The 22,554-nt window shown below is 65.9% G+C and carries 16 protein-coding genes; 6 read left to right on the forward strand and 10 right to left on the reverse strand.

The genetic code is table 11. From position 1 onward, the window contains the following. Nucleotides 1–5: 5 nt before the first annotated feature. From cydD to ACSBOX_RS12805, 3 genes are read right to left on the reverse strand one after another with little or no spacing between them, the layout of a single operon-like run. Nucleotides 6–3,440 carry a thiol reductant ABC exporter subunit CydD gene (gene cydD, locus ACSBOX_RS12795; RefSeq protein ID WP_442542798.1) on the reverse strand — a complete coding sequence of 1,145 codons (3,435 nt, stop codon included), beginning with the start codon at nucleotides 3,438–3,440 and terminating at the stop codon, nucleotides 6–8. A gap of 3 nt (nucleotides 3,441–3,443) precedes the next feature. Continuing rightward, a complete protein-coding gene (cydB, locus tag ACSBOX_RS12800) occupies nucleotides 3,444–4,541 on the reverse strand; it encodes a cytochrome d ubiquinol oxidase subunit II (protein WP_442542799.1) in 1,098 nt (365 codons plus the stop codon). Nucleotides 4,542–4,561: 20 nt separating this feature from the next. Continuing rightward, a complete protein-coding gene (locus tag ACSBOX_RS12805; RefSeq protein ID WP_442542800.1) occupies nucleotides 4,562–6,175 on the reverse strand; it encodes a cytochrome ubiquinol oxidase subunit I in 1,614 nt (537 codons plus the stop codon). Between the two features lie 273 nt (nucleotides 6,176–6,448). Between ACSBOX_RS12805 and ACSBOX_RS12810 the strand changes: the two genes are divergently transcribed. Further along, entirely contained in the window at nucleotides 6,449–6,835 is a 387-nt protein-coding gene (locus tag ACSBOX_RS12810; protein WP_078105520.1) for a BlaI/MecI/CopY family transcriptional regulator, read from the forward strand. Nucleotides 6,836–6,841: 6 nt separating this feature from the next. Next, nucleotides 6,842–7,834 carry a M56 family metallopeptidase gene (locus tag ACSBOX_RS12815; protein ID WP_241708320.1) on the forward strand — a complete coding sequence of 331 codons (993 nt, stop codon included), beginning with the start codon at nucleotides 6,842–6,844 and terminating at the stop codon, nucleotides 7,832–7,834. A gap of 98 nt (nucleotides 7,835–7,932) precedes the next feature. Here ACSBOX_RS12815 and ACSBOX_RS12820 read toward each other — a convergent pair whose 3' ends face one another. Continuing rightward, entirely contained in the window at nucleotides 7,933–10,041 is a 2,109-nt protein-coding gene (locus ACSBOX_RS12820; RefSeq protein WP_078105522.1) for a DNA gyrase/topoisomerase IV subunit B, read from the reverse strand. Between the two features lie 223 nt (nucleotides 10,042–10,264). Here ACSBOX_RS12820 and ACSBOX_RS12825 point away from each other — a divergent pair, with 223 nt between their 5' ends. Next, nucleotides 10,265–10,486, forward strand: a complete 222-nt coding sequence (locus ACSBOX_RS12825) for a DUF7455 domain-containing protein (protein ID WP_059389114.1) — start codon at nucleotides 10,265–10,267, stop codon at nucleotides 10,484–10,486. Nucleotides 10,487–10,595: 109 nt separating this feature from the next. Here ACSBOX_RS12825 and ACSBOX_RS12830 read toward each other — a convergent pair whose 3' ends face one another. Continuing rightward, nucleotides 10,596–11,246 carry an FMN-binding negative transcriptional regulator gene (locus ACSBOX_RS12830; protein WP_442542801.1) on the reverse strand — a complete coding sequence of 217 codons (651 nt, stop codon included), beginning with the start codon at nucleotides 11,244–11,246 and terminating at the stop codon, nucleotides 10,596–10,598. Nucleotides 11,247–11,251: 5 nt separating this feature from the next. Further along, entirely contained in the window at nucleotides 11,252–12,259 is a 1,008-nt protein-coding gene (locus ACSBOX_RS12835; protein WP_442542802.1) for a DMT family transporter, read from the reverse strand. On the opposite strand from ACSBOX_RS12835, the gene ACSBOX_RS12840 reads away from it, so the two are divergent. Next, a complete protein-coding gene (locus tag ACSBOX_RS12840) occupies nucleotides 12,258–13,670 on the forward strand; it encodes an aminotransferase-like domain-containing protein (RefSeq protein ID WP_442542803.1) in 1,413 nt (470 codons plus the stop codon). The genes ACSBOX_RS12835 and ACSBOX_RS12840 overlap by 2 nt on opposite strands. Before the next feature lie 78 nt (nucleotides 13,671–13,748). Here ACSBOX_RS12840 and ACSBOX_RS12845 read toward each other — a convergent pair whose 3' ends face one another. From ACSBOX_RS12845 to ACSBOX_RS12860, 4 genes are all read right to left on the reverse strand, one after another. After that, a complete protein-coding gene (locus ACSBOX_RS12845; RefSeq protein ID WP_442542804.1) occupies nucleotides 13,749–15,047 on the reverse strand; it encodes an RNA polymerase sigma factor in 1,299 nt (432 codons plus the stop codon). 312 nt (nucleotides 15,048–15,359) lie between these two features. Then, nucleotides 15,360–16,577: a DUF4192 domain-containing protein gene (locus ACSBOX_RS12850; protein ID WP_442542805.1), complete on the reverse strand. Its 1,218-nt coding sequence runs from the start codon at nucleotides 16,575–16,577 to the stop codon at nucleotides 15,360–15,362. 101 nt (nucleotides 16,578–16,678) lie between these two features. Continuing rightward, complete coding sequence (locus tag ACSBOX_RS12855) at nucleotides 16,679–18,037, reverse strand: MFS transporter (RefSeq protein ID WP_442542806.1); 1,359 nt, start codon at nucleotides 18,035–18,037, stop codon at nucleotides 16,679–16,681. Nucleotides 18,038–18,072: 35 nt separating this feature from the next. Further along, complete coding sequence (locus ACSBOX_RS12860; RefSeq protein WP_442542807.1) at nucleotides 18,073–19,011, reverse strand: proteasome assembly chaperone family protein; 939 nt, start codon at nucleotides 19,009–19,011, stop codon at nucleotides 18,073–18,075. 319 nt (nucleotides 19,012–19,330) lie between these two features. Here ACSBOX_RS12860 and ACSBOX_RS12865 point away from each other — a divergent pair, with 319 nt between their 5' ends. Then, entirely contained in the window at nucleotides 19,331–20,848 is a 1,518-nt protein-coding gene (locus ACSBOX_RS12865) for a leucyl aminopeptidase (RefSeq protein ID WP_442542808.1), read from the forward strand. 236 nt (nucleotides 20,849–21,084) lie between these two features. Continuing rightward, entirely contained in the window at nucleotides 21,085–22,467 is a 1,383-nt protein-coding gene (lpdA, locus tag ACSBOX_RS12870) for a dihydrolipoyl dehydrogenase (RefSeq protein ID WP_442542809.1), read from the forward strand. Nucleotides 22,468–22,554 lie beyond the last annotated feature (87 nt).

A 22,554-nucleotide genomic window follows, 5' to 3' on the forward strand; every position in this document is an offset into this window, starting at 1 on the left:
TCGGGTTAGTTTCCCCGCACCAGCTCCGGGAGTGCCGACGGCGTGCCGAGATCCAGGCGGGCGTCTCCCCCGGCGATGTCGGCCGGGTTGTGGGTCACCAGGACCACGGTGACATCCTTCAGTCCGGCGCGCAGCTCCGCCATCATGAGGTGCCCGGCCTCGGCGTCGAGATGCGCGGTTGGCTCGTCCAGGAGGAGGACAGCCGCGCCGGTGAGGAGCGTGCGGGCCATGGCGAGCCGTTGGCGTTCGCCGCCGCTCAGGGACGAACCGGAGGGGCCTATGCGGGTATCCAGGCCCTGGGGAAGTCCGGATACCAATCGTGAGAGTCCGACGGCGCCCAGCGCCTTGTGCATGTCCGCTTCGGAAGGCTTGTGGCCGGCCGGGCGGGCGAGCAGCAGGTTGCCGCGGATGGTGGAGTCGAAAAGGTGGGCCTCCTGGGGACACCAGGCGGCATTCCCGGTGACGCATGCCCTGCCGGAAGACGCGGGCAGGAAGCCCAGCAGCACGGAGAGCAATGTGGATTTCCCGGAGCCGGAGGGTCCCGTGACCGCGAGCCACTGCCCGGGGGCCGCTTCGGCGCTAAGCCCGCTGAACACGGGGGCTCCGCCGGGCCATGACGCTTCGAGGCCGTCCAGCAGCAGGCCCGCGGCACGGTCTGGCCGTTCCGGCACCCTCAGCACACCGCCGTCGGCATCCGGGGCGTCGAAGGCTCGGGACTGCGCGATCCGCCGCAGCACCGCAGTCAACGCCGGCCCCTGCCGTACTGCAGACACAACTGCTCCGTAGGGCTCCGCGAGGGCCAGCTGAACCAGGACGACGACGGCCAGCACAGCCGGCGCGACAGTTCCGTCTTGCACCGAGGGTGCGGCGAGAATGCCTGCCCCCAGCGCCCCCAGGGTGCAGGCCAGCACGGTCAGTCCCTGGCCGATGCCGTCCGCCCATGCCGAACGCTGCGCCGCCGCAGTGGCTGCGTTGTCCTTTCGAGTCAGGGACGACAGGACCGTGCCGGCAACGCCGTTGGCGCTGAGCTCGGCACGGGCGTCGAGGGCTGCGGCAACGTCGCGAAGCACCAATGAGCGCAGTTGCTGCTCTGAGCGGGCCGCGTTGCGGTCCGCCACCAGGGCAAGAAGAGGAGCCAGCACAAGGCCAACCACGGCGGTTGCCACCACCGCCGGCACAGCGGCGGGAACCAGCAGGGCCGAGGCGACCACCGCCCCCACCGCAACCACAATCGCGGAGAGGGGTGGAAGGACAACGCGCGGCAGCACGTCACGCAGCGTGTCGACGTCGTCCACCACCGCTCCGAGCACATTTCCGCCCAGCAGGAGCCGCCGCAAGGACAAGGCCCGGGCGCTGAGGCTCGCCCAGAGCGCGCCCCGGAGCCTCGTCATCGCCGCGAAGACCGTGTCATGGACGACGAGCCGCTCGGAGTAGCGCAGCACGGCCCGGCCTATGCCGAAGAACCGGACGCCGACGATCGCTCCCAGCAAGTACAGGATCGGCGGTTGCTCGCTGGCGCGGATAATGAGCCAGCCGGACAGCCCGGACAACGCCACGGCAAACAAGGCGGCGAGCGCCGCGAGCAGCACGGCACCGGCGAACTTGTAGCGGACGGGCGCCAGGATGCGCGCCAGGGCCTTGAGCGCGGAGATGGCGGTGGGGAGTTCAAGTCCCCCGTCCGGTGTGGTTCCGGCATTCGCATCCCGCTTGAGCGGGGCCGGCACGGACACGGCGGATTCCGGGCCCACGGGACCGGCATGCTCCTGCCCAGTCCCGCGGTCGACCGTCACGCCGTCGACGCTTATGACGTTGTCCGCCAGCTTCCGGGTCGCGGTGTCGTGGGCCACGAGGATGACCGTCGCGGCCCCCCGGAGCCCAGCGATCGCGGATCGGATGGCATCCGCGGACGCGACGTCGAGGTGCGCGGTGGGTTCGTCGAGCAGCAGGACCGTGGCACCTGCGTTGAGGCGCGCCAGGCCGCGAGCCACGGCCACGCGTCGCACTTCTCCGGGGCTCAACTCGGCAGGATGTTTGAACGCGAGGTGCTCCGCGGCGGCCTGCTCCAGGCAACGCATGGCCCTCGCGATGTCGGCGTCCTGCGTGGACCCGGGGCCGTCCGACGTAAGGACCGGTGACGCGAAGTCCGCGTCGCCGCCGTTCAGGTAAAGGACAACCTCGCCCAGGACCGTAGCTGCGACCATGACGGGATGCTGAGGTACCCACGCCACCGAGCGGGCATCCAGTCCGGTGACGGAACCGTCGATTGTTGCCTGCGGACCGTCGCCGATCGTGCCGGCGAGAACGCCAAGGATGGTGCTTTTGCCCGAACCGCTGCGGCCATCCAGGGCGGTGATCCTCCCGGCCGGAGCGTCGAAGTCGATAGGCCCGACGGCGGCACCCGCCCTTCCCGTGTACGTCACCGTCAGCCCGGTGACCACGATGCCGGCGGACGCTCCGGCGTCGTGCGCTTCAGCACCGGAATCATCATTGAGCGAACGGCCCGCCGGCGACTCCAGCACGGCGTTGGTTGCGGCCAAGGCCTCACGCCCGTCGTCGCTGGCGTGGTGGGCCGTGCCCAGCTCGCGCAAGGGAAGATAGCAATCGGGGGCGAGGATGAGGGCCAGCAGGCCGGCTTCCAGGCCCATGTCTCCCGCTACCAGCCGCACTCCGATGAACACGGCCACGACCGCCACCGAGATGGTGGCTATCAGCTCGAGGGCGAGCGCGGAGAGGAACGCGGTCCGCAGGGTTCCCATGGTCCGCGAGCGGTATTCCTCGGAGAGGTCCTCGAGGGCTGCGCGCTGTTCGCCTGCGCGGCCCAGTCCCACCAGCACAGGAAGTCCCTTGGCCAACTCAAGGATGTGCCCCGAGAGCCTCCGCAGCGTGGATTGGGCTTCATGGACCCGGTCCTCGGTATGGCGGCCGATCAACACCATGAACAGCGGGACGAGCGGCAAGGTCAGCACCACCACCACGGCACTGACCCAATCCGCGAAGAGTATCCGGGCGCCAAGGAGCAAAGGCAGCGCAGCGCAATTGACCAAGGCGGGCAGGAACTGGGTGTAGTAGTTGTCCAGCGCATCGAGTCCGCGGGTTGCGAGCACGGCGAGCCCGCCGTCGTTCACGTCGCCGACCCGGCCGGCAGCTCCGGTGCCGAGGGCACGCCCCAGCAGCCGGGACCTCAACTCTTCCTTGACCCCGAGGGCTGCCCGGCGCGCCGCGACTCCCTGGCCCCAGACCGTCAGCGAGCGCAGGACAGCGCCGGCGGCACCCCAGGCGAGTCCTTCGCGCCACCCCATGCCGCCGGCGGCAAGGCCGGACAACATCCCCGCGATGGCCTGCGCGATCAGTACCAGCGACAATGCCTTGAGCGAGGACAGCAGACCAAGGAGGTACAAGGCGGATCGGGTGGCCGCTCCGGCCGGCAGCTGGGGCTTCATCCGTTACTCGCCGGCGTCGTCGGGTGCGTGTTTGGCAGCCGGTCCGCCCGGAGCCGCATGGCCCACCAACACCTTGGCCGCAATGGCCGGCAGGAAGCCATGCGCTGCGGGAATGTGGGCTGCGCTCACGCGGCGGCGGAACACCCAGTAGGTCCAGGCCTGGTACGCGATGACGAGGGGCAAGCCGACGGCGGCCACGATGCTCATCAGCCCCAGCGTGTAGGCCGACGACGAGGCGTTGGAAATCGTGAGGTTGAAGGCGGGGTTCACGGTGGAAGGGATGACCACGGGGAACGCCGCGCCGAAAATGGAAGCGGTGGCGCACACCAGGAAAGCACCCAGGGCTCCGAAGGCCTTGCCCTCGGCCCCCTTGCGGGCGAGGACCCAGGCCAGCGCGGCCGCGAGGACTCCGAGGAGGACCAGGATCCACGTCAACGGCTTGCCGCTGAGCAGTTGGAGGGCCACCATCCAGGCAAGCATCGGCAGCAATGCGATCGGGGCGAGCCGCACAAACCAGCGGCGCGCACGGTGGCGCACGTCGCCGTCGGTCTTCAGCGCCAGGAACGCCAGCGCGTGCACCAGGGCGAACGCGACGACGGCGAAGCCGCCCAGCAGGGCGTATCCGCTGAACCAGGCAAAGGGGCCGCCCTGGCGGTCGCCGTTCGAGTCGATCGGCAGCCCGGTGGTGGTCAACGCCAGCGCCGCCCCGATGCCGAACGCCGCCGTGAACGAGCCCAAGGCAATCGCCCAGTCCCAGACGGTCCGCCAACGCTCAGTGTCCACCTTGCCCCGGTACTCGAAAGCCACAGCCCGGAAGATCAGTGCCACCAGGACAATCAGCAGCGGCAGGTACAGCGCCGAAAACAGCGAGGCGTACCACATCGGGAAGGCCGCGAAGGTGGCACCGGCCGCCGTCAGCAGCCACACTTCGTTCCCGTCCCACACCGGGCCGACCGTGTTCAGCAGCACCCGGCGGTCGGTATTGTTCCGGGCGAAGAGCTTCATAAGCATGCCGACGCCGAGGTCGAAGCCCTCGAGGAAGAGGTAACCCGTCCACAGCACGGCGATGGCCACGAACCAGACGGTAGGCAACAGTTCCATTCGAAATATCCCTCTGCTTCCTAGTAGGCGAATGCCAGGACGTCGTCGCTGTCGCCGGGCTGGCCCGGGGCGCCCGGAGTCCCGTCGTCGTCGTCCTTCTTTTCCTTCTTTTCGCGGCCGTGAGCCTCAGCGAGCTCCGGCATCGCGGACACCACGCCTCCGCGGGCGTATTTGACCAGCAGCCGGACTTCCACCACGAGCAGGACCGCGTAGATGGAGGCCAACACCACGAGCGAGGTGATGAGCTCAGCGGCGGAGACGCCCGGCGAGACGGCCGCGGCTGTGAACATGAACACTTGGTCGACGCCGCTGGCGTCCGGATTGGGCGCGACGACGAACGGCTGCCGGCCCATTTCCGTGAAGATCCAGCCGGCGGCGTTGGCGCCGAAGGGAGCCAGGATGCCGAAGACGGCGAGGCGCATGATCCAGCGGGACTCCGGGACCATGCCCTTGCGCGTGACCCACAGGGCAAGCAAAGCGGCAAGGGCGGCGATCCCGCCGAAGCCGATCATCATGCGGAAGCCCCAATAGGTCACTTCCATGACGGGCACGTACTGGATTTCCTGGCCTGCCCGGTCGCCGTACAAAGGATTGTTCGGCAGGTGGGTGCCGTATTTGGCCTTGTACTCGTCGAGGAGGCTGTTGACCCCCTTCACTTCGGTGTTGAAGTCCCCCTTGGCCAGGAAGGAGAGGACGCCGGGGACCTCGATCACGGCCACGATGTCGTTGCAGTTTTTGGACCCGAGGTTGCCGATGCTCAGCACGGAGAACCCGGTGCCGTCGTGGCACGCGGCCTCGGCCGCGGCCATCTTCATGGGCTGTTGTTCGAACATCAGTTTGCCTTGCATATCGCCGGTGATGGCGGTGCCTGCGAAGGAGATCATGGCGACGACGGCGCCGATCCGCAAGGACGTGATCCACACTTTGTAGTCGGCCTTGTCCCGTCCGGGAATGTCGGCTTCGCCGGCGACGGCCCGGCCATCGGCTCCGACGGTGTCGATGCCGTCGTGGCGGCGGCGCCAGAGGTGGTACCAGGCGATGCCCAGGAGGAACGCACCGGCGACTGCCAGCGCGCCGAACAGGGTGTGGGGTACGGCCACCATGGCGGTGTTGTTGGTGAAGACCGCCCACGCGTCGGTCATGACGGGACGCCCGTTGACCATCGTGACGCCGACGGGGTGCTGCATCCAGGAGTTGGCCACGATGATGAAGTAGGCCGAGAAGACCGAGCCGATCACGGCGATCCAGAGGCACGCGAGGTGGACGCCGCGCTTGAGTTGCTTCCAGCCGAAGATCCAGAGTCCCAGGAAGGTGGACTCAACGAAGAACGCCAGAAGCGCTTCCAGGGCGAGGGGCGCACCGAACACGTCGCCGACGAACCGGCTGTATTCGCTCCACGCCATGCCGAATTGGAATTCCTGCACGATGCCCGTGGCCACGCCCATGATGAAGTTGATGAGGAAGAGCTTGCCCCAGAACTTGGTCATCCGGAGGTATTCAACCTTGCCGGTGCGATACCAGAGGGTCTGGATGATGGCCACGACAAGGCCCAGCCCGATGGTCAACGGCACCATCATGAAGTGGTAGACCGTGGTGATTCCAAATTGCCAGCGTGCGATTTCCAAGGCGTCCATTGCTGTCCTTTTTATCCGGCTGCCCGCGAAGCGGCGTCCATTTCTACGTAGCGTAGAACTTGTTTCTTCTACACAGTGTAGAACAATCTCGCCGCGATCTGTTCACCACTCTTCCAGCGGCGTCACAGTGCCGCAAGGACACGGCGCGCCGCATGTTCTACCTCACGTAGAATCGCCGCCTGAAAAGCGGTAGATTGAAGGTGGAATGTTGGATCATCGCACTTCCCCGGCCCATGAGATGGGGAGGGAAGTGCGGAAAGTAGGGATGCATTGATGGCAAGTCTTGGCGAACTGGAACGGGCGGTCATGGACCTCCTTTGGGCGGGCCAGGAGGCTGCGACAGCCAACAAACTTCGTGATCTGCTGGCGCAGGATTCTGCCGCCACGGACGGCATTGCAGGACACCAAGGCAAGGACCTCGCAGTCACCACAGTGCTGACGGTCTTGTCCCGCCTCGAAAAGAAGGGCCTCGTCGAGCGCGAACGCGGCACCCGCCCGCACCGCTACCAGGCTGTTTCGAGCCGCGCGGACCACACGGCGGACCTCATGCATGAGGCCCTCGGCTCCGCCCCGGACCGCGAAGCCGTGCTGGCCCGGTTCATCGGTTCCGTGAGCGAGAGTGAAGCCGCCACGCTGCGCAAGCTGCTCGGCAAAAACTAACAACCCATGTTCTGGACCTCATATTTTCTGGCGGTCCTTGCTTTAGTGTTGGCCTGGCCGGTTCCCGTCCTCTTGTCGCGCGCCGAATGGCCATCGCGCGCACCCTTCATGGCCATGGTCCTCTGGCAGGCCATCGCACTCGCCGGTGGCTTGTCCATGATCGGAGCCATGCTCGTCTACGGGCTTGAGCCCATCGGCGACAACCTCATTGCAGGCCTGCGCTCCTTGGCCGGCATGGTGCTCCACAACGAGCCCACCACGGCCCTGGGTTTCTGGCACTTGTTCGCCTTGTCCGCCGCGGCGCTGCTGAGCGCCCATCTCGTGTTCACCCTGCTGCTCACCTACGTCAAGATCGAACGGCAGCGGCGGAGGCACCGCGAGCTTCTCGCGCTCCTGGCCTCACCGTCCGACGACGGCCCCGGTACCGTGGTCATCAACCACGACTCCCCGGTTGCCTACTGCCTTCCGGGCGGCGCCCGGTCGGTCACCGTCCTGTCCGACGGCCTCATGGCCGCCCTCGAGCCGGCCGAGCTCCGGGCCGTCCTCATCCACGAGAACGCCCATCTCTCGCAACGCCACGACCTTCTTCTGTGGGCCTTCGCCGCGTGGCGCCAGGCACTCCCCTGGTTCCCGACGACGCGGCTCGCCCAGGTGGCGGTCAACTCCCTGATCGAAATGCTCGCCGATGACGTGGCCCTGCGCACCGAGAGCAAGGGAACGCTCATCAAGGCGATCGCGATCGTCGCCAGCGGCTCCGCCCGTCCCGTGGAGCACTTCGCGCCTCCCGGAACAAGCGGGCAGGACGCCTCCCCCGAAAACAGCTCGCTGAGCGGCACCGGCGGCGCCGACTCACCGCGCACGACGGCGTCCCGCGTCAGCCGCCTGCTCTCACCCAAACCGCCGCTTCCGGCTGCCCAGCGCGCCTTGGTGCTTGCGGCTTCGGCAATGTTGCTCGCGGTGCCGACCGGCCTGCTGATTGTGCCTGGTTTGCTCGGCTGATCCAGGGCACCGGACATGCCCGCCCGCCGGGGCAGCCAGTGGACATAATCCGACTATGCCCACTCCGCGCTGCCGGGACGGGACATGTCCACTCGAAATCAGGCGTCGATGCGTTCCCGGTCCAGATCCGCCGCGCCGGCGATGATGAAGTCCTTGCGCGGGGCCACGTCCGATCCCATCAGCAGGTCAAAGGTGTCCTCCGCCATCTTCGCGTTCTCGATTCCCACTTTGCGGAGGGTGCGGTGACGCGGATCCATGGTGGTCTCGGCGAGCTGTTCGGCGTCCATCTCGCCCAGGCCCTTGTAGCGCTGGATCGGCTCCTTGTAGCGTTTGCCTTCCTTGGCGAGCCTGGCCAGCAGGACGTGCAGTTCGGCCTCCGAGTACGTGTAGATCATCTCGTTGGCTTTCTGGCCGGCGTTGATGACTTCCACGCGGTGCAGCGGCGGGACGGCCGCGTAGACGCGGCCTTCGTCGATCATCGGACGCATGTACCGGAAGAACAAGGTGAGCAGCAGCGTACGGATGTGCGCGCCGTCGACGTCTGCATCGGTCATGAGGATCACCTTGCCGTAACGCGCGGCGTCGATGTCGAAGCTCCGGCCGGAACCGGCGCCCACCACCTGGATGAGGGCTGCGCACTCCGCATTGGAGAGCATGTCCCCCACCGAGGCTTTCTGCACGTTCAGGATCTTGCCACGGATCGGCAACAGCGCCTGGAAGTCCGAAGAACGCGCCAGCTTGGCGGTGCCAAGGGCGGAGTCGCCTTCCACGATGAAGAGCTCGGAGCGTCCGACGTCGTCCGTGCGGCAATCTGCCAGCTTGGTGGGCATCGACGACGTTTCCAGCGCGTTCTTCCGGCGCTGCGTTTCCTTGTGGACGCGCGCCGAGATGCGGGACTTCATCTCGCTGACGATCTTCTCGAGCAGCAGGGCGGACTGGGCTTTGTCGTTGCGGTTCGCCGAGGTCAGGCGCCCCGTGATCTCATCCTCGACCACCTTGGCAACAATCGCCCTGACAGCCGAAGTGCCCAGGATTTCCTTGGTCTGGCCCTCGAATTGCGGCTCCGCCAAGCGGACGGTCAGCACCGCGGTGAGGCCGGCCAGGACGTCGTCCTTCTCGATCTTGTCGTTGCCCGCTTTGAGCTTGCGCGCGTTCGTTTCGACGGCCTTGCGGAACGTCTTCAGGAGTGCCTGCTCGAAGCCTGCCTGGTGCGTGCCGCCCTTGGGCGTGGCGATGATGTTGACGAAGCTCCGCATGGTGGTTTCGTAGCCGATCCCCCAGCGCAGGGCGATGTCCACTTCACAGTCGCGTTCCACTTCGGCGATCTTGCTGTGCCCGTTTTCGTCGAGGACCGGAACGGTCTCCTTGAACTTGCCCGCTCCATGGAGCCGCCAAATATCCGTGACGCCCGAATCCGCGGCGAGGAAGTCGACGAATTCGGAAATGCCGCCGTCGTGGTGGAAGACCTCTTGGTGCGGTCCGTTTTCGCCGGGGGTGCCGGGGAGCCGGCGCTCGTCGCGGACAGTGAGCTTGAGTCCCGGGACCAGGAAGGACGTTTGGCGGGCGCGGGCGGCAAGGTCCTCGTAGGCGAACTTCGCGTCCGGAGTGAAGATCTGCCGGTCCGCCCAGTAGCGGATGCGGGTACCGGTAACGCCCCGCTTGGCCTTGCCCACGACGTCGAGCACCGAGTTCTCGACGAACGGCTCGAAGACCGACGTCGGGCTCGGCTTCGAGCCGGTGTCCTTGAACCGTCCGGGCTCGCCCCGGCGGAACGACATCTGGTAGGTCTTGCTTCCGCGGTCCACCTGCACGTCAAGACGGGCCGAGAGCGCGTTCACCACGGACGCGCCAACGCCGTGCAGGCCGCCGGACGCCGTGTAGGAGCCACCGCCGAACTTTCCGCCCGCGTGCAGTTTCGTGAACACGACTTCGACGCCGGTGAGGCCGGTCTTGGGCTCCAGGTCCACCGGGATGCCGCGGCCGTCGTCGTGGATTTCCACCGAATTGTCCGCGTGCAGGATGATCTGGATGTCGTGCCCGAAGCCCGCAAGCGCTTCATCCACCGAGTTGTCGATGATCTCCCACAAGCAGTGCATGAGGCCGCGCGAGTCGGTGGAGCCGATGTACATGCCCGGACGCTTGCGGACCGCCTCCAGGCCTTCCAAAACTGAAAGGTGCCGGGCGTTGTATTCAGAACTCGGTGCCACGGGCGGGGCGCTCCTTCGGGGGTGTAACAGAGGCAAAAAAACACTCCTCCTAGGCTAGCTGGCCCGGAGCCATGACGAGAGCTGCCACTCCCAATCGTGCTGGACGCCACTTCCCGGTGTTACGCACATGTGATACGCGGACAGCGAACGTGACCCATCCTTGCCATGGTTTTGCTTCGAATGCTGGTTATATGGATACACAGAACTACTAAGGAGGCCGAACATGACAACAGCAGTTGCAGACCGCACACTCAATGCACTCGACCGGTGCGACCGTTGCGGGGCCCAGGCATATGTCCGCGTTGTACTCGAGTCCTCCGGCGGTGAGCTGCTCTTCTGCGGCCACCACGCACGTGCAGTAGAGGCCACGCTGCGGCCGATGACTTCGGACTGGCATGACGAGACGGCCCGCCTTCAGGAGAAGGAACCCGTCCTCGCCGACTAGCCTCAATGGCCGGCCCTAAGAGGCCGCCCGGTTGACAAAACTTCACAGAGACAGCAGGGCCCCCTCCGGACGGAGGGGGCCCTGCTGCGTCAACCGGGGTCTCCCCCGCCTAGGCGCGGCCCGCATCCCGGCGTTGTCTTTCCTGCCTGGCCCGGGTGACGTCGGCCGCGATCTCCGTGCGCCCTTGCGCATCAAGCCCGGCCACCACCCCGTCGATGTCCGTGTCTGACCGGTTCTGGCTCAGTTTGGCCTTCGCCTCGATGCGGGTGATGACCAGCTCGACGCCGACAATGGCGCGCAGCTGGCCGGAGATGTAGCGATCCGGCGCGTCGTCGACGGACCACGGCCGCTCGGAACGGGCTTCGTTGAGGTCGGTCAACTGCCTGACATGGTTCGCGAGCCACGTCGCATCATCGTGGACGGCAAGCTTGCCGTAGACATGCGCAGTGGAGTAGTTCCACGTCGGGACGACGCGTCCATGCTCCTCCTTGGAGGCGTACCAGGATGGCGATATGTAGGCGTCCGCGCCCTGGATGATGACAAGTGCTTCCCCGATCCCCGCTTCGGACCATTGCGGATTGGTCCGGGCAAGGTGACCGTGGAGCGCTCCGTGTTCGCCGATCGAGGGATCGTAGATGAGCGGCAGGAAGGTCGCGAGCAGGCCCTGCGTCGTCATGGTGACCAGGTTCGCCGCGTTCGGCCGCGTCAGGAGCTCATGGATGACGTCGGGACCGGCCTCGAAATGCGCGGGAATGTACATGGGTTCTATTCTTCCTGTTTTGCGGCGGACAGTTGTGGTGTCATTTTGGCGTTCAGCGGTTCCGAACCACGGGTTTCCGGATTGAGCCGGACACGGACCGCGATGCCGGCGCAGACGATGACGGCCAGGCCGCCTGCAATCGTGGTCCAGCCCAGGGATTCGCCCAGAAGCAGCCCTGCCCAGCAAATGCTCAGCACGGGCTGGATGAGTTGTACCTGGCTGACCTTCGCCATGGGCCCGATGGCGAGGCCCCGGTACCAGGCGAAGAAGCCGAAGAACATACTGACGACGCCGAGGTACCCAAAAGCAGCCCACTGGACCGGTGAAGCCGACGGCGGCTGTTGGGCCACGGAGAGCGCTGTCAGGACGGCCATCAAAGGCAGTGCCAGGACGAGCGCCCAGGATACGGTCTGCCATGCGCCGAGTTCGCGGGCGAGCAGGCCGCCTTCCGCGTACCCGATGGCCGCGGCAATGACGGCGCCGAGGACCAGGACATCCGCCCCATTGAGCTGCCCGAGCCCACCGGACTGGGCTGGGTGACCGGCCTGCGATAGGGCAAAGGCGATGGCCACAGCAGCCCCCAGTATGGTGACCAGCCAGAAGGCGGCAGGCGGATGCTCGCGTCCGCGGAGAACTGCGGCGGTTGCCGTTGCTGCCGGCAACAGGGCGATGACCACGGCACCGTGGCTGGCCGGCGCCGTCGTGAGTGCGAACGAGGTAAGCAAGGGGAACCCGACAACAATCCCGGCGGCCACTACGGCCAGGCGCGCCCATTGTTTGCCTCGCGGAAGGCGCTGCCTCGTGAGCGCGAGAGCGAATGCCGCGAGTATCGCCGCGACGACGGCACGGCCAGAGCCGATGAACAGGGGCGACAGGCCACCGACCGCCACTCGGGTGAAGGGAACAGTGAACGAGAACGCCGCTACTCCGAGGAGGCCCCACCAAAGGCCAGTTACCGAACGGGACGGTATCACTGGGCGAATAATCGTAGTAGCGCTACTATTGTCTCTCATGAACAACGATAGCAGTTCGAGGATTGTGGCGCGACTGCGGGAATGGATTGCCGGGGCCGCGCCGGGATCCCGGCTGCCGTCCACCCGGTCACTGGTTGCCGAGTATCAGGCCAGCCCTGTGACGGTGCAGAAAGCTCTGCAGGCCCTCACGGCCAAGGGCCTGATCGAGAGCCGGCCCGGCGTCGGGACCTTCGTGCGTGCTGTCCGGACGGCACGCCCCTCGGACTACGGCTGGCAGACTGCGGCCCTCCGAGCACCGCAAGCGCCGTCGCGCCCGGCATCCACCACGATGCGCGACACCTCGAACGCCACTATTGCCTTCCACTCCGGTTACCCGGACCGGGAACTCCTGCCGGAGCGGCTCGTGCGGGCCGCCCTCGCCCGGGCGGCCCGCGGCGATGCTGCCTTGTCCCGGCCACCCGCCGCGGGGCTTCCGGAGTTGCAGTCCTGGTTCGCGCACGAACTCGGCACCGCAACCCCGGCAGGACTCACCCCGCCGACAGCGAGCGACGTGATCGTGCTGCCGGGAAGCCAGGGCGGCCTCAGCTCCATCTTCACTGCTTTGGTGGGCCACGGGCAGCCGCTGCTCATGGAATCCCCGAGCTACTGGGGAGCCATCCTGGCCGCGACCCAGGCCGGAGTCCGCATCGTCCCGGTGCCCAGCGGAGCCGAGGGGCCGGACCCCGAAGAATTGGCCCGGGCTTTCGAGGAGACCGGCGCACGGTTGTTCTATGCGCAACCAAACTATGCCAACCCCACCGGGGCGCAATGGTCCCCCCGCCGGGGCGAAGAGGTCCTGGACGTCGTCCGGCAGTACGGCGCTTTCCTGGTCGAGGACGATTGGGCCCACGATTTCGGCATCACGTCGACGCCGGCGCCCCTGGCCGCACGTGACGACTCCGGCCACGTGGTCTATCTACGCTCCCTCACGAAGAGCGTTTCACCCGCTATCCGCGTTGCCGCCGTCATCGCGCGCGGCCCTGCCCGCGAACGGATCCTTGCGGACCGCGCCGCCGAGTCGATGTATGTCAGCGGATTGCTGCAGGCCGCAGCGCTCGACGTCGTCACCCAACCGGCCTGGCAGACCCATCTGCGCAGCCTCCGCCATCAGCTCCAGTCACGCCGGGACCTGCTTGTCTCAAGCCTGCGCGAGCACGCCCCCCAGGCCCACCTCAGCATCGTCCCCAAGGGAGGCCTGAATCTCTGGGCACGGCTTCCCGACGGCACGGACCTCGAGGGGCTGACCCGTGACTGCGAGAGTGCGGGAGTCATGATCGCAGTCGGCAACGAGTGGTTCCCGGCCGAACCGGCGGGACCGTTCATCCGGCTCAACTACGCCGGTCCCAACCCCTCGGCGTTCCCGGAAGGCGCCCGCGTCCTCGGCCAAGCGCTCGAACGGAACAGCCCCTGAATGCAAGAAGTGGACCCCCGGAATCCGGGTGTCCACTTCTTGACGGGCCGTGCCGCTTAGGCCAAGGCGTCCGTTGCTTTAGTCAAGGTAGTCGCGCAGAACCTGCGACCGCGAGGGGTGGCGCAGCTTGGACATCGTCTTCGATTCGATCTGACGGATGCGTTCGCGGGTGACTCCGTAGACCTTGCCGATTTCGTCTAAAGTCTTCGGCTGGCCGTCGGTAAGGCCGAATCGCATGGCGACGACCCCTGCTTCACGCTCGGACAAGGTGTCGAGCACCGAGTGCAGCTGTTCCTGCAGGAGGGTGAAGCTCACCGCGTCCGCCGGGACGACGGCTTCGGAGTCCTCGATGAGGTCACCGAATTCGGAGTCGCCGTCTTCGCCGAGCGGGGTGTGCAGCGAGATGGGCTCGCGGCCGTACTTCTGGACTTCGACGACCTTCTCGGGAGTCATGTCCAGCTCGAGGGCAAGTTCCTCAGGCGTAGGTTCGCGTCCAAGGTCCTGCAGCATCTGGCGCTGAACGCGCGCAAGCTTGTTGATGACTTCCACCATGTGCACCGGAATGCGGATGGTGCGTGCCTGGTCAGCCATGGCACGGGTGATGGCCTGGCGGATCCACCACGTGGCGTACGTGGAGAACTTGAAGCCCTTGGTGTAGTCGAACTTCTCCACGGCGCGGATCAAGCCCAGGTTGCCTTCCTGGATGAGGTCCAGGAACAGCATGCCGCGGCCGGTGTAGCGCTTGGCCAGGGAGACCACGAGCCGCAGGTTGGCTTCGAGGAGGTGGTTCTTGGCCCTCTTGCCGTCGTGGATGATGAATTCGAGTTCACGCTTGAGCTTCGGGTCCATGGAGCCGTCGTCGGCATTGATCTTCTCTTCGGCGAAGAGACCGGCTTCAATGCGGAGCGCAAGGTCGACTTCCTGCTCCGCGTTCAGCAGGGCAACCTTGCCGATCTGCTTCAGATAGTCCTTGACGGGGTCGGCCGTGGCACCGGCGGACATGACCTGCTGGACAGGCGCGTCGTCGTCGTCGGCATCAGAGTAAACAAAGCCGGAACCGGTCGTTGCAGGCTTCTTTCCCTCTTCGCCTTCTTCGACTTCCTCGGTGAGCTCTGCTTCGTCGGGAACGGCGGCGTCAAAATCCTCGGCTTCTTCTTCGGAGTCCTCGTCGGCGCCGGCGGACTTGTTGGCTGCTTCGGCAGCGGCCTTGGCGCCGGGCTTGGGCCCGCGCTTCTTGGGTGCCGGCTTCTCTGCACCTGCAGTCGAAGCATTGGCAGCACGCGTTGCCGCACGCTTCGCAGCTGTAGCCGCCTTCTTTTCTTCGGCGGACAGTTCGGCCAGGGCGGCGGGTTCCTTCTCGGCGGAAGACGGGGTCACAGAAAACCTTTCTAGCGGCGGTCTGTGGAATCACCATGGGGGCAACACCACTATGACCCTGTCAAGTCCGTGATCAACATCAAGTGCCATCGCCGACCGCAGAGTCTTTAGGTAAAACTCCCGACGGCGCCTTAATGTTCCCTAGAGTTCAGGGGACGTTTACGGCACTTGAAACACGGACCCAACCGGGTCTCGGCAACCATTGTCTCACGGTTTTGAGTTCCGGGGGTCGAAACCGGCAACCGCGCAGACAATGACGTGCCCGCGGATTTGCCTCAATAGCGTGCTCCTGGAGTCCCGTGGGGTTTGGCGTCATGCCGCCGCTCCACCGAACTTCCGCCACGCCGACGACTTGCTTTTGGCCCAGCCGCACACCGTTCCCCGCTTCACCACCTCGGCGAGCAGTTCAGCGAGCCGATAGCCCTGGTGCTCGACGTCCGCCTCAGAGAGGAGTTCGGCGGCGAAAGAGCCGCTCCCCCGGCACCACTGAATCCACCCCCGGATCGTGAGCGTTGCGGCGCGCGCCTCCCCGCCACCGTGCCGGGAAAGCATCGCCAGGACCTGGTCCAGGCTCGCCACCCGGCTCCAATCGGGGGTCTCCGGGTACAGGCCCAACAGCACGTCTCCATAGCGCAGGGCATTGACATCCGTGGCCTCAGTGGACTCGGCGGCCACTGGTGCGGGGAAGCCCAGCCCTTGCGGAACGACGAGGCCATCCCCTTCTTCGTCGTCATGGTCAAAGAAGTGAAAGGCCTCGGCACCGCCGCACGCGACGGACTTCCCCGCAGCCGCCAGCACCACCACCGCGTCGCGCCACGCAGGAACCCGCAGGCTCGCCCGGAGGAAGGCCGCAGCCTCGCCGTCGAATTCCTCCGGACGGCTGGAATCCAGGACTCCCGTCCACACCTCCAGCATTTCTTCGAATGCCTTCCTGCTCCGCCAGAGGCGGAGCAGCTCCTCAAGCGTGCCGGCTTCCGCGCGCATGAACTCCGGATCACGGACAGGCTGGTCCCCAGGGCCCAATAGCCCGGGCGATTCCCTGACGCTGCTCCCCCTGAACACCATTTCCGCGTTGAGCCGGCTATCCATGATCTGGTCCACGGGACGCCCGGGAAGAGGACAGCACTCCGGATCGGTGCAGAATGCGCTTCGCCAGTACTCGGAACCAATGAACCAGGCATCCCGCAACGCCAAGCCAGTGCGGGCCAGGACGGGTTCCAGGGCTACCAGCAGCGGCAGGCCGTGTGGGACGGCGCCGCCCGCGTCCCAGCCCTCGTCGCTGAAGATTGCCAACAGCGCGCCGTCGGCGTCATGGTCCGCTTCCAGATACTCACCGATCCTCCGTGAGTACACGTCAAGCACCCGTTCGGATCTCTCCGTCGGAAGGTCGACGCGGAGGGTGGCGCCAAGTGTCTGCCCGCGCAGCGTGATGGCCACGAGGCTCTCCTTCGGCCAGAGCCCCAAAGCGTGCGGAATGAAGCCGAGGATGTCCTCGGGCCGGGAAATGGTCACACGGTTGTCTGCTGTCATGAATCCAGCATCGGCGTCAAGAGCGGGCGCCGGCAGACGTCAATTGCCCTATGTGGACAAAGGCATCCACGGATGACTGTGGAGGAACACCGCGGAGCAGGCTACGGCGTCGAACTCTTCTGCTTCGCGAGCCTTTCGCGGCGCAACTCCACGCGGCGCCGCCGCTGGTTCGCCAACGACACGAGGAGCGGCGGGACGTGTACGCCCTGGGCCGCCATCTGGCGGCGCACCTTGCGACGGCTCATGAGGATCAGGACCGTACCCACCAGAAGGAACAGGAACTGGACGCTCAAGGCGATGCGGAAGGGCGCCAGGCCGTACAGCTCCCCGCCCGAGAAACCGCTGGTATGGAGAACGTCGAGAATGACCCCTACCAAGTAGATCGTCAGGAGCGCGGCAACGAAGCCGCCCACGTTGACGATGCCCGTGGCAGTGCCGATCCTGTGGGAAGGGTTGAAGGTCCGGGCAAAATCAAAGCCGATCATGGACCCGGGGCCACCGATGGCCAGGGCGATCACCAGCAAGGCGAGCAACCATAGGGGCGCCTTGCCCGGCAGCAACAGGACCGCGGCCCAGGCGAGCGCGATAGCCGCCGTGATCAGGAGGACCATGGCCGAGCGCCGCATCGGGTGCCGGGCCACGAAGGTTCCGAACAACGGCCCGACGAGAATGCTCGTGACGACGAAGAGTCCCATCAACGCGGACACGGTGGCTGCGTTCAGCCCCTGCGCCGACACCAGGAAAGGGTAACCCCAGGACATGGCGAAGACGTTTCCGCTGAATTGGACAGTGAAGTGGCACCAGAGGCCCAAGCGTGTCCCCGGTTGTTTCCACGCACGGGCCAAGGTCACCCCTGTGGCACGCAGCCCTTGGCCGCTCTCCCGGGGCGGGTGGCCCGGCGGAACATCCCGGAGCAAGGCCAGGACGAGCACGACGGCGAGCGCGGACAGGGAGCTCAACGCCAGGAATGCCGTATTCCAGCCGGCCGAATGAAGGACCAGGGCGAACGGCACCACGCTGATGAGCTGGCCGAGCTGGCCCGACATTCCGGTCAGCTGGGTGACGAGCGGAACCCGTGCCGGCGCGAACCAGATCGGCACGAGGCGGATCACGGAGACGAAGGTCATCGCATCGCCCGCGCCGACGAGGACCCGGCCAAGTACGCCCGCCGGAACAGCGTCGGCATAAGCCAACTGGAGTTGGCCGAGGCCCATGAGCACAGCACCGCTGGCAATCATGGCGCGCGAGCCGAAGCGGTCCACCAGGAGCCCGACTGGTATCTGGAGGCCTGCGTAGACCAGCAGCTGAAGCACGGTGAAGAAGGAAATGGCCGCAGCGCTGGCATGGAACCGTTCGGTGGCCTCCAGTCCGGACACACCAAAGGATGTGCGCTGGGCGACTGCCACGAGGTAGGCAAGCACCCCGATCGTCCAAATGAGCCAGGCGCGGGGTGCGTTCACCCTCCCATTATGCCCGGGCCGGCATTAAAGCTGCTTTATGGGCGCGCATCTTTACGTGCGAGATACGCCTCAACAGCGGCTCCCAGGTCCTCGGCATTGGGCAGTTCGTCGTTCTCGTCGGCGAGCAGGGAACGGCGGACCGTGCCCTCAGCTTTGTCGTCATAGCGGGACTCCAGCTTCGAAACCACCTGCTGGACGTCCTCGGATGCTTCCACTTGTTCGGCGATCTGCTTGCTCACTTCCCTGCCAGCCTCGCGAAGGCGGTCCGTCGGCAGCATGAGGGACGTGGCAGCTCCCAGGTACTCGAGTCCCGCGACCGCTGCAGGCGGGTACTCGGCATCCGCAAGGTAGTGCGGCACGTGGATGACGTACCCGGCCACTTTCCGCCCGGCCTCGCTCAGACGCAATTCCAGGATGTGGCCAATGGCCGAAGGAACCTCGACAGTCGGCTTCCACGTGGAAATGCCTTCGATGAGTTCCGGACGGTTCCCGTGCACCGTGACGCCTACCGGGCGGGTGTGCGGAACCGGCATGGGAATGGAATGGATCCAGGTGACCAGGTTGACGTCCAGTTTTTCCACGATCCCGACGACGGCGCGCGCGAAACGCTCCCACTGGAGGTCCGGTTCAAAACCGGCAAGCAGCAGGAACGGCTCGCCCAAGCCGTCGTTCAGCTTGTAAAGCGCCAGTTGAGGGGCCTTGTAGTCCTCCAGGTGGTCTTCGACGAAGCTGATGTGGGGACGGCGCGTGCGGTAGTCGATGAGCTGGTCGGCGTCGAACACAGCCACCGTTTCGGCGTCGAGCGTATCCAGCAGCTCCCGGTTGATCTGCTGGACCACGTGGCCGGCATCCGCGAATCCCGTGAAGCCCATCAGCATGTTGAGGCCCTTGATATCCGGGCTGTGGAAGAGCTCGATGTTGCTCGCGTAGAGCGACTCGGGGTCAAGGAGTGAGCCGGAAATCCGTTCAAACACGGCATGTTCCTTTCGCAGTTTCACGTTCTGTGGAGGAGCAGGCGGCTGCACACCGCGGGCGATGCCCCGGCGGCCGGCCACGCTCCATGTATTGGTACAACGCCGGGGACCGGCCGCGCATTCCTGTCGGCCAATGTGCCGCAACTCTCATTTAATTGCTTTCCGGCGCGGCAGACAGACTACGATCGAGACGTGCCGCCGTGTGCGGACCCAAGCAACCACCGACGTTGTCACAAGCGGACAACCGACGGGTACCAGGGCCGGGCGCCTAACATGCAGCCCGGCCAAGCCATGCAGAGAGAGATGAGGACAAATCCTCGTGGTGAAGACTACAGACATCACCCTTGGCACTATTGCCAAGGACCTGAAGAAGTCGCCCAGCGACGCACTCGTGATAGCCGTCGGGCAGGGGGAAGACGGGCCGGTACTGCTCGGCAACCCGCTGGGGGCGAAGGCCGCGGAGACGCTCGCGGCTTCATTGGGCCTCCTCGGCATCACGGGAGCATCCGATCAGGTACACCGTCTGCCGGGTCTTCCGGAGACCGGTTCGGGCGTCCTCGTCCTGGCAGGTGTCGGCAAGGTCGCCGACGACGCCCTCCTCGCCGAGGAAACCCTGCGCCGGGCCGCAGGATCCGCAGTCCGCCAACTGGCCGGCCTGTCATCCGTGACGCTGGCCCTCCCGACGGCGTCCCTCGCCGACGTCGCGGCAGTCGCCGAGGGCGCCGTGCTGGGTTCCTACTCCTACACGGAGCACCGATCCAGCAAGGACGGCCTCAAGGACCCTGTCGGCAAGGTCCTGATCCACACTGCGTTCGACGGCAAGGACGTCCAGCCGGCGCTCGATCGGGCATTGCTCGTGGGACGCGCGGTCAACAACACCCGCACCCTTGTCAATGAGCCCCCGAGCCACCTCTACCCGGAGTCCTTTGCCGAAGCCGCCAAGGAACTGTCCAAGGGACTGCCCGTCAAGGTCACCGTATGGGACGAAAAGCGCCTCGAAAAGGACGGCTTCGGCGGAATCCTGGGCGTCGGAAAGGGTTCGACCCGTCAGCCCCGCCTCGTCAAGGTCGAGTATGCCCCGGCCAAGGCCGCCAAGAAGATCGCGCTTGTCGGCAAGGGCATCACCTTTGACACGGGCGGCATTTCCATCAAGCCGGCCCTCGGCATGGGCGACATGAAGAGCGACATGGCGGGCGCCGCCGTCGTACTTAACACTGTCCTGGCCGTCGCGGGACTCGGGTTGCCCGTCAAGGTGACCGCGTGGCTCTGCATCGCAGAGAACATGCCCTCAGGCGCTGCACAGCGCCCGGCGGACGTCCTCACCGTGTACGGCGGCAAGACGGTGGAGGTCCTCAACACCGATGCCGAGGGACGCCTCGTCATGGCGGACGGAATCGTCGCGGCCAGCCTCGAACAGCCCGACGCCATCATCGACGTCGCGACCCTGACGGGCGCCCAGCTGATCGCCCTCGGCAACCGCACCGCCGGTGTCATGGGTTCCGACGCCGTCACGGGCGCCCTCAAGTCCGCGGCAGACCGCGCGGGCGAACTCGTCTGGCCGATGCCGCTGCCGGAAGAACTGCGGGCCAGCCTCGAGTCGCAGGTGGCCGACATCGCCAACATCGGCGAACGCCACGGCGGGATGATGACCGCGGCCGTGTTCCTGCGCGAGTTCGTCGGCAAGGACGCCGAGGGCAAGCAGATCCCCTGGGCACACGTCGACATCGCCGGCCCGTCCTTCAACAACGGCAGCCCCTACGGCTACACGCCCAAGCAAGGCACCGGCTGCACCGTCAGGACGCTGCTCGCCTACGTCGAAGACGTGCTGGCGGCCTAAGCACGACCCCAAGTGGGGCCGGTCCATGACCGGCCCCACGGCCCGACGTGAGTCTGGCCACAAGCGCCCCACAAAAGCCTCGGCAGGGTGGAGCATGGATAAGTGGTTCGCTAAGGTGAACCACGGTAGTCACAAATGCAAGAGAACTTTCGGTGCTGGCATAATCGCGGCAGTACAAGTTCCAAGACCAGATGACGCGTAGTCGCGTGTCATCGCTCACGCGAGGGAGCGTCCTAGTGGCCGATCAGGCAACTGCGCAAGAATTCGACATCCTGGTACTCGGTGGCGGCAGCGGCGGCTACGCCACGGCTCTGCGTGCCGTTCAGCTTGGTTTCACCGTTGGTCTCGTCGAGAAGGGAAAGCTCGGCGGCACCTGCCTGCACAACGGGTGTATCCCCACCAAGGCCCTGCTGCACTCGGCGGAGTTGGCCGACCACGCACGCGATTCCGCCAAGTACGGCGTCAACGTCACGTTGGACAGCATCGACATCACGGCCGTGAACGCCTACAAGGACGGAATCGTCGCCGGTAAGTTCAAGGGCCTCCAGGGACTCATCAAGTCCAAGGGCATCACGGTCATCGAAGGCGAAGGCAAGCTGCAGGGCACCGACACCGTCGTCGTGAACGGCACAGCCTACAAGGGCAAGAACATCGTCCTGGCCACGGGTTCCTACTCCCGTTCCCTGCCCGGCCTGGAAATCGGCGGCCGCGTCATCACCTCCGATGAAGCGCTGACCATGGACTACATCCCCAAGAGCGTCATCGTCCTCGGCGGCGGCGTCATCGGCGTCGAATTCGCGTCCGTGTGGAAGTCCTTCGGCGTCGACGTCACCATCGTTGAAGGCCTCCCCTCCCTCGTTCCCAACGAAGACACCGCCATCGTCAAGAACCTCGAGCGCGCGTTCAAGAAGCGCGGCATCAAGTTCAGCACCGGCGTCTTCTTCCAGGGTGTCGAGCAGGACGACAACGGCGTGAAGGTCACCCTGGTTGACGGGCAGACCTTCGAAGCCGATCTCCTCCTGGTTGCCGTGGGCCGTGGCCCCGTCACCGCCAACCTCGGCTACGAAGAAGCAGGCGTCACCATCGACCGCGGCTTCGTCATCACCAACGAACGCCTGCACACCGGCGTCGGCAACGTCTACGCCGTCGGCGACATCGTCCCCGGCGTCCAGCTGGCGCACCGCGGGTACCAGCAGGGCATCTTCGTCGCCGAAGAGATCGCCGGCCTCAACCCGGTAGTCGTCGAAGACGTGAACATCCCGAAGGTCACCTACTGCGAACCGGAAATCGCCACCGTTGGCTACACCGAAAAGGGTGCCAAGGAGAAGTTCGGCGAGGACCAGGTCCAGACCCAGGAATACAACCTGGCAGGCAACGGCAAGAGCTCCATCCTGGGCACGGGTGGCATCGTGAAGGTCGTCCGCCAGAAGGACGGCCCGGTGGTCGGTATCCACATGATCGGTTCCCGCATGGGCGAACAGATCGGCGAAGCACAGCTCATCGTCAACTGGGAAGCACACCCTGAAGACGTGGCCCAGTTCATCCACGCCCACCCGACGCAGAACGAGGCCATGGGCGAAGTCCACCTCGCGCTGGCAGGCAAGCCGCTCCACGGCTAAGTCTTTACGCAAGACACCCGGTCCTGCGCCCGCACGAACTGCGGGCGCAGGACCCCAGCAGGCAACACTCATCCGCACTAAAGATCA

Origin of the sequence: Arthrobacter sp. KN11-1C (assembly GCF_052180225.1) — a bacterium.
In the GTDB taxonomy this organism is placed as follows: domain Bacteria; phylum Actinomycetota; class Actinomycetes; order Actinomycetales; family Micrococcaceae; genus Arthrobacter.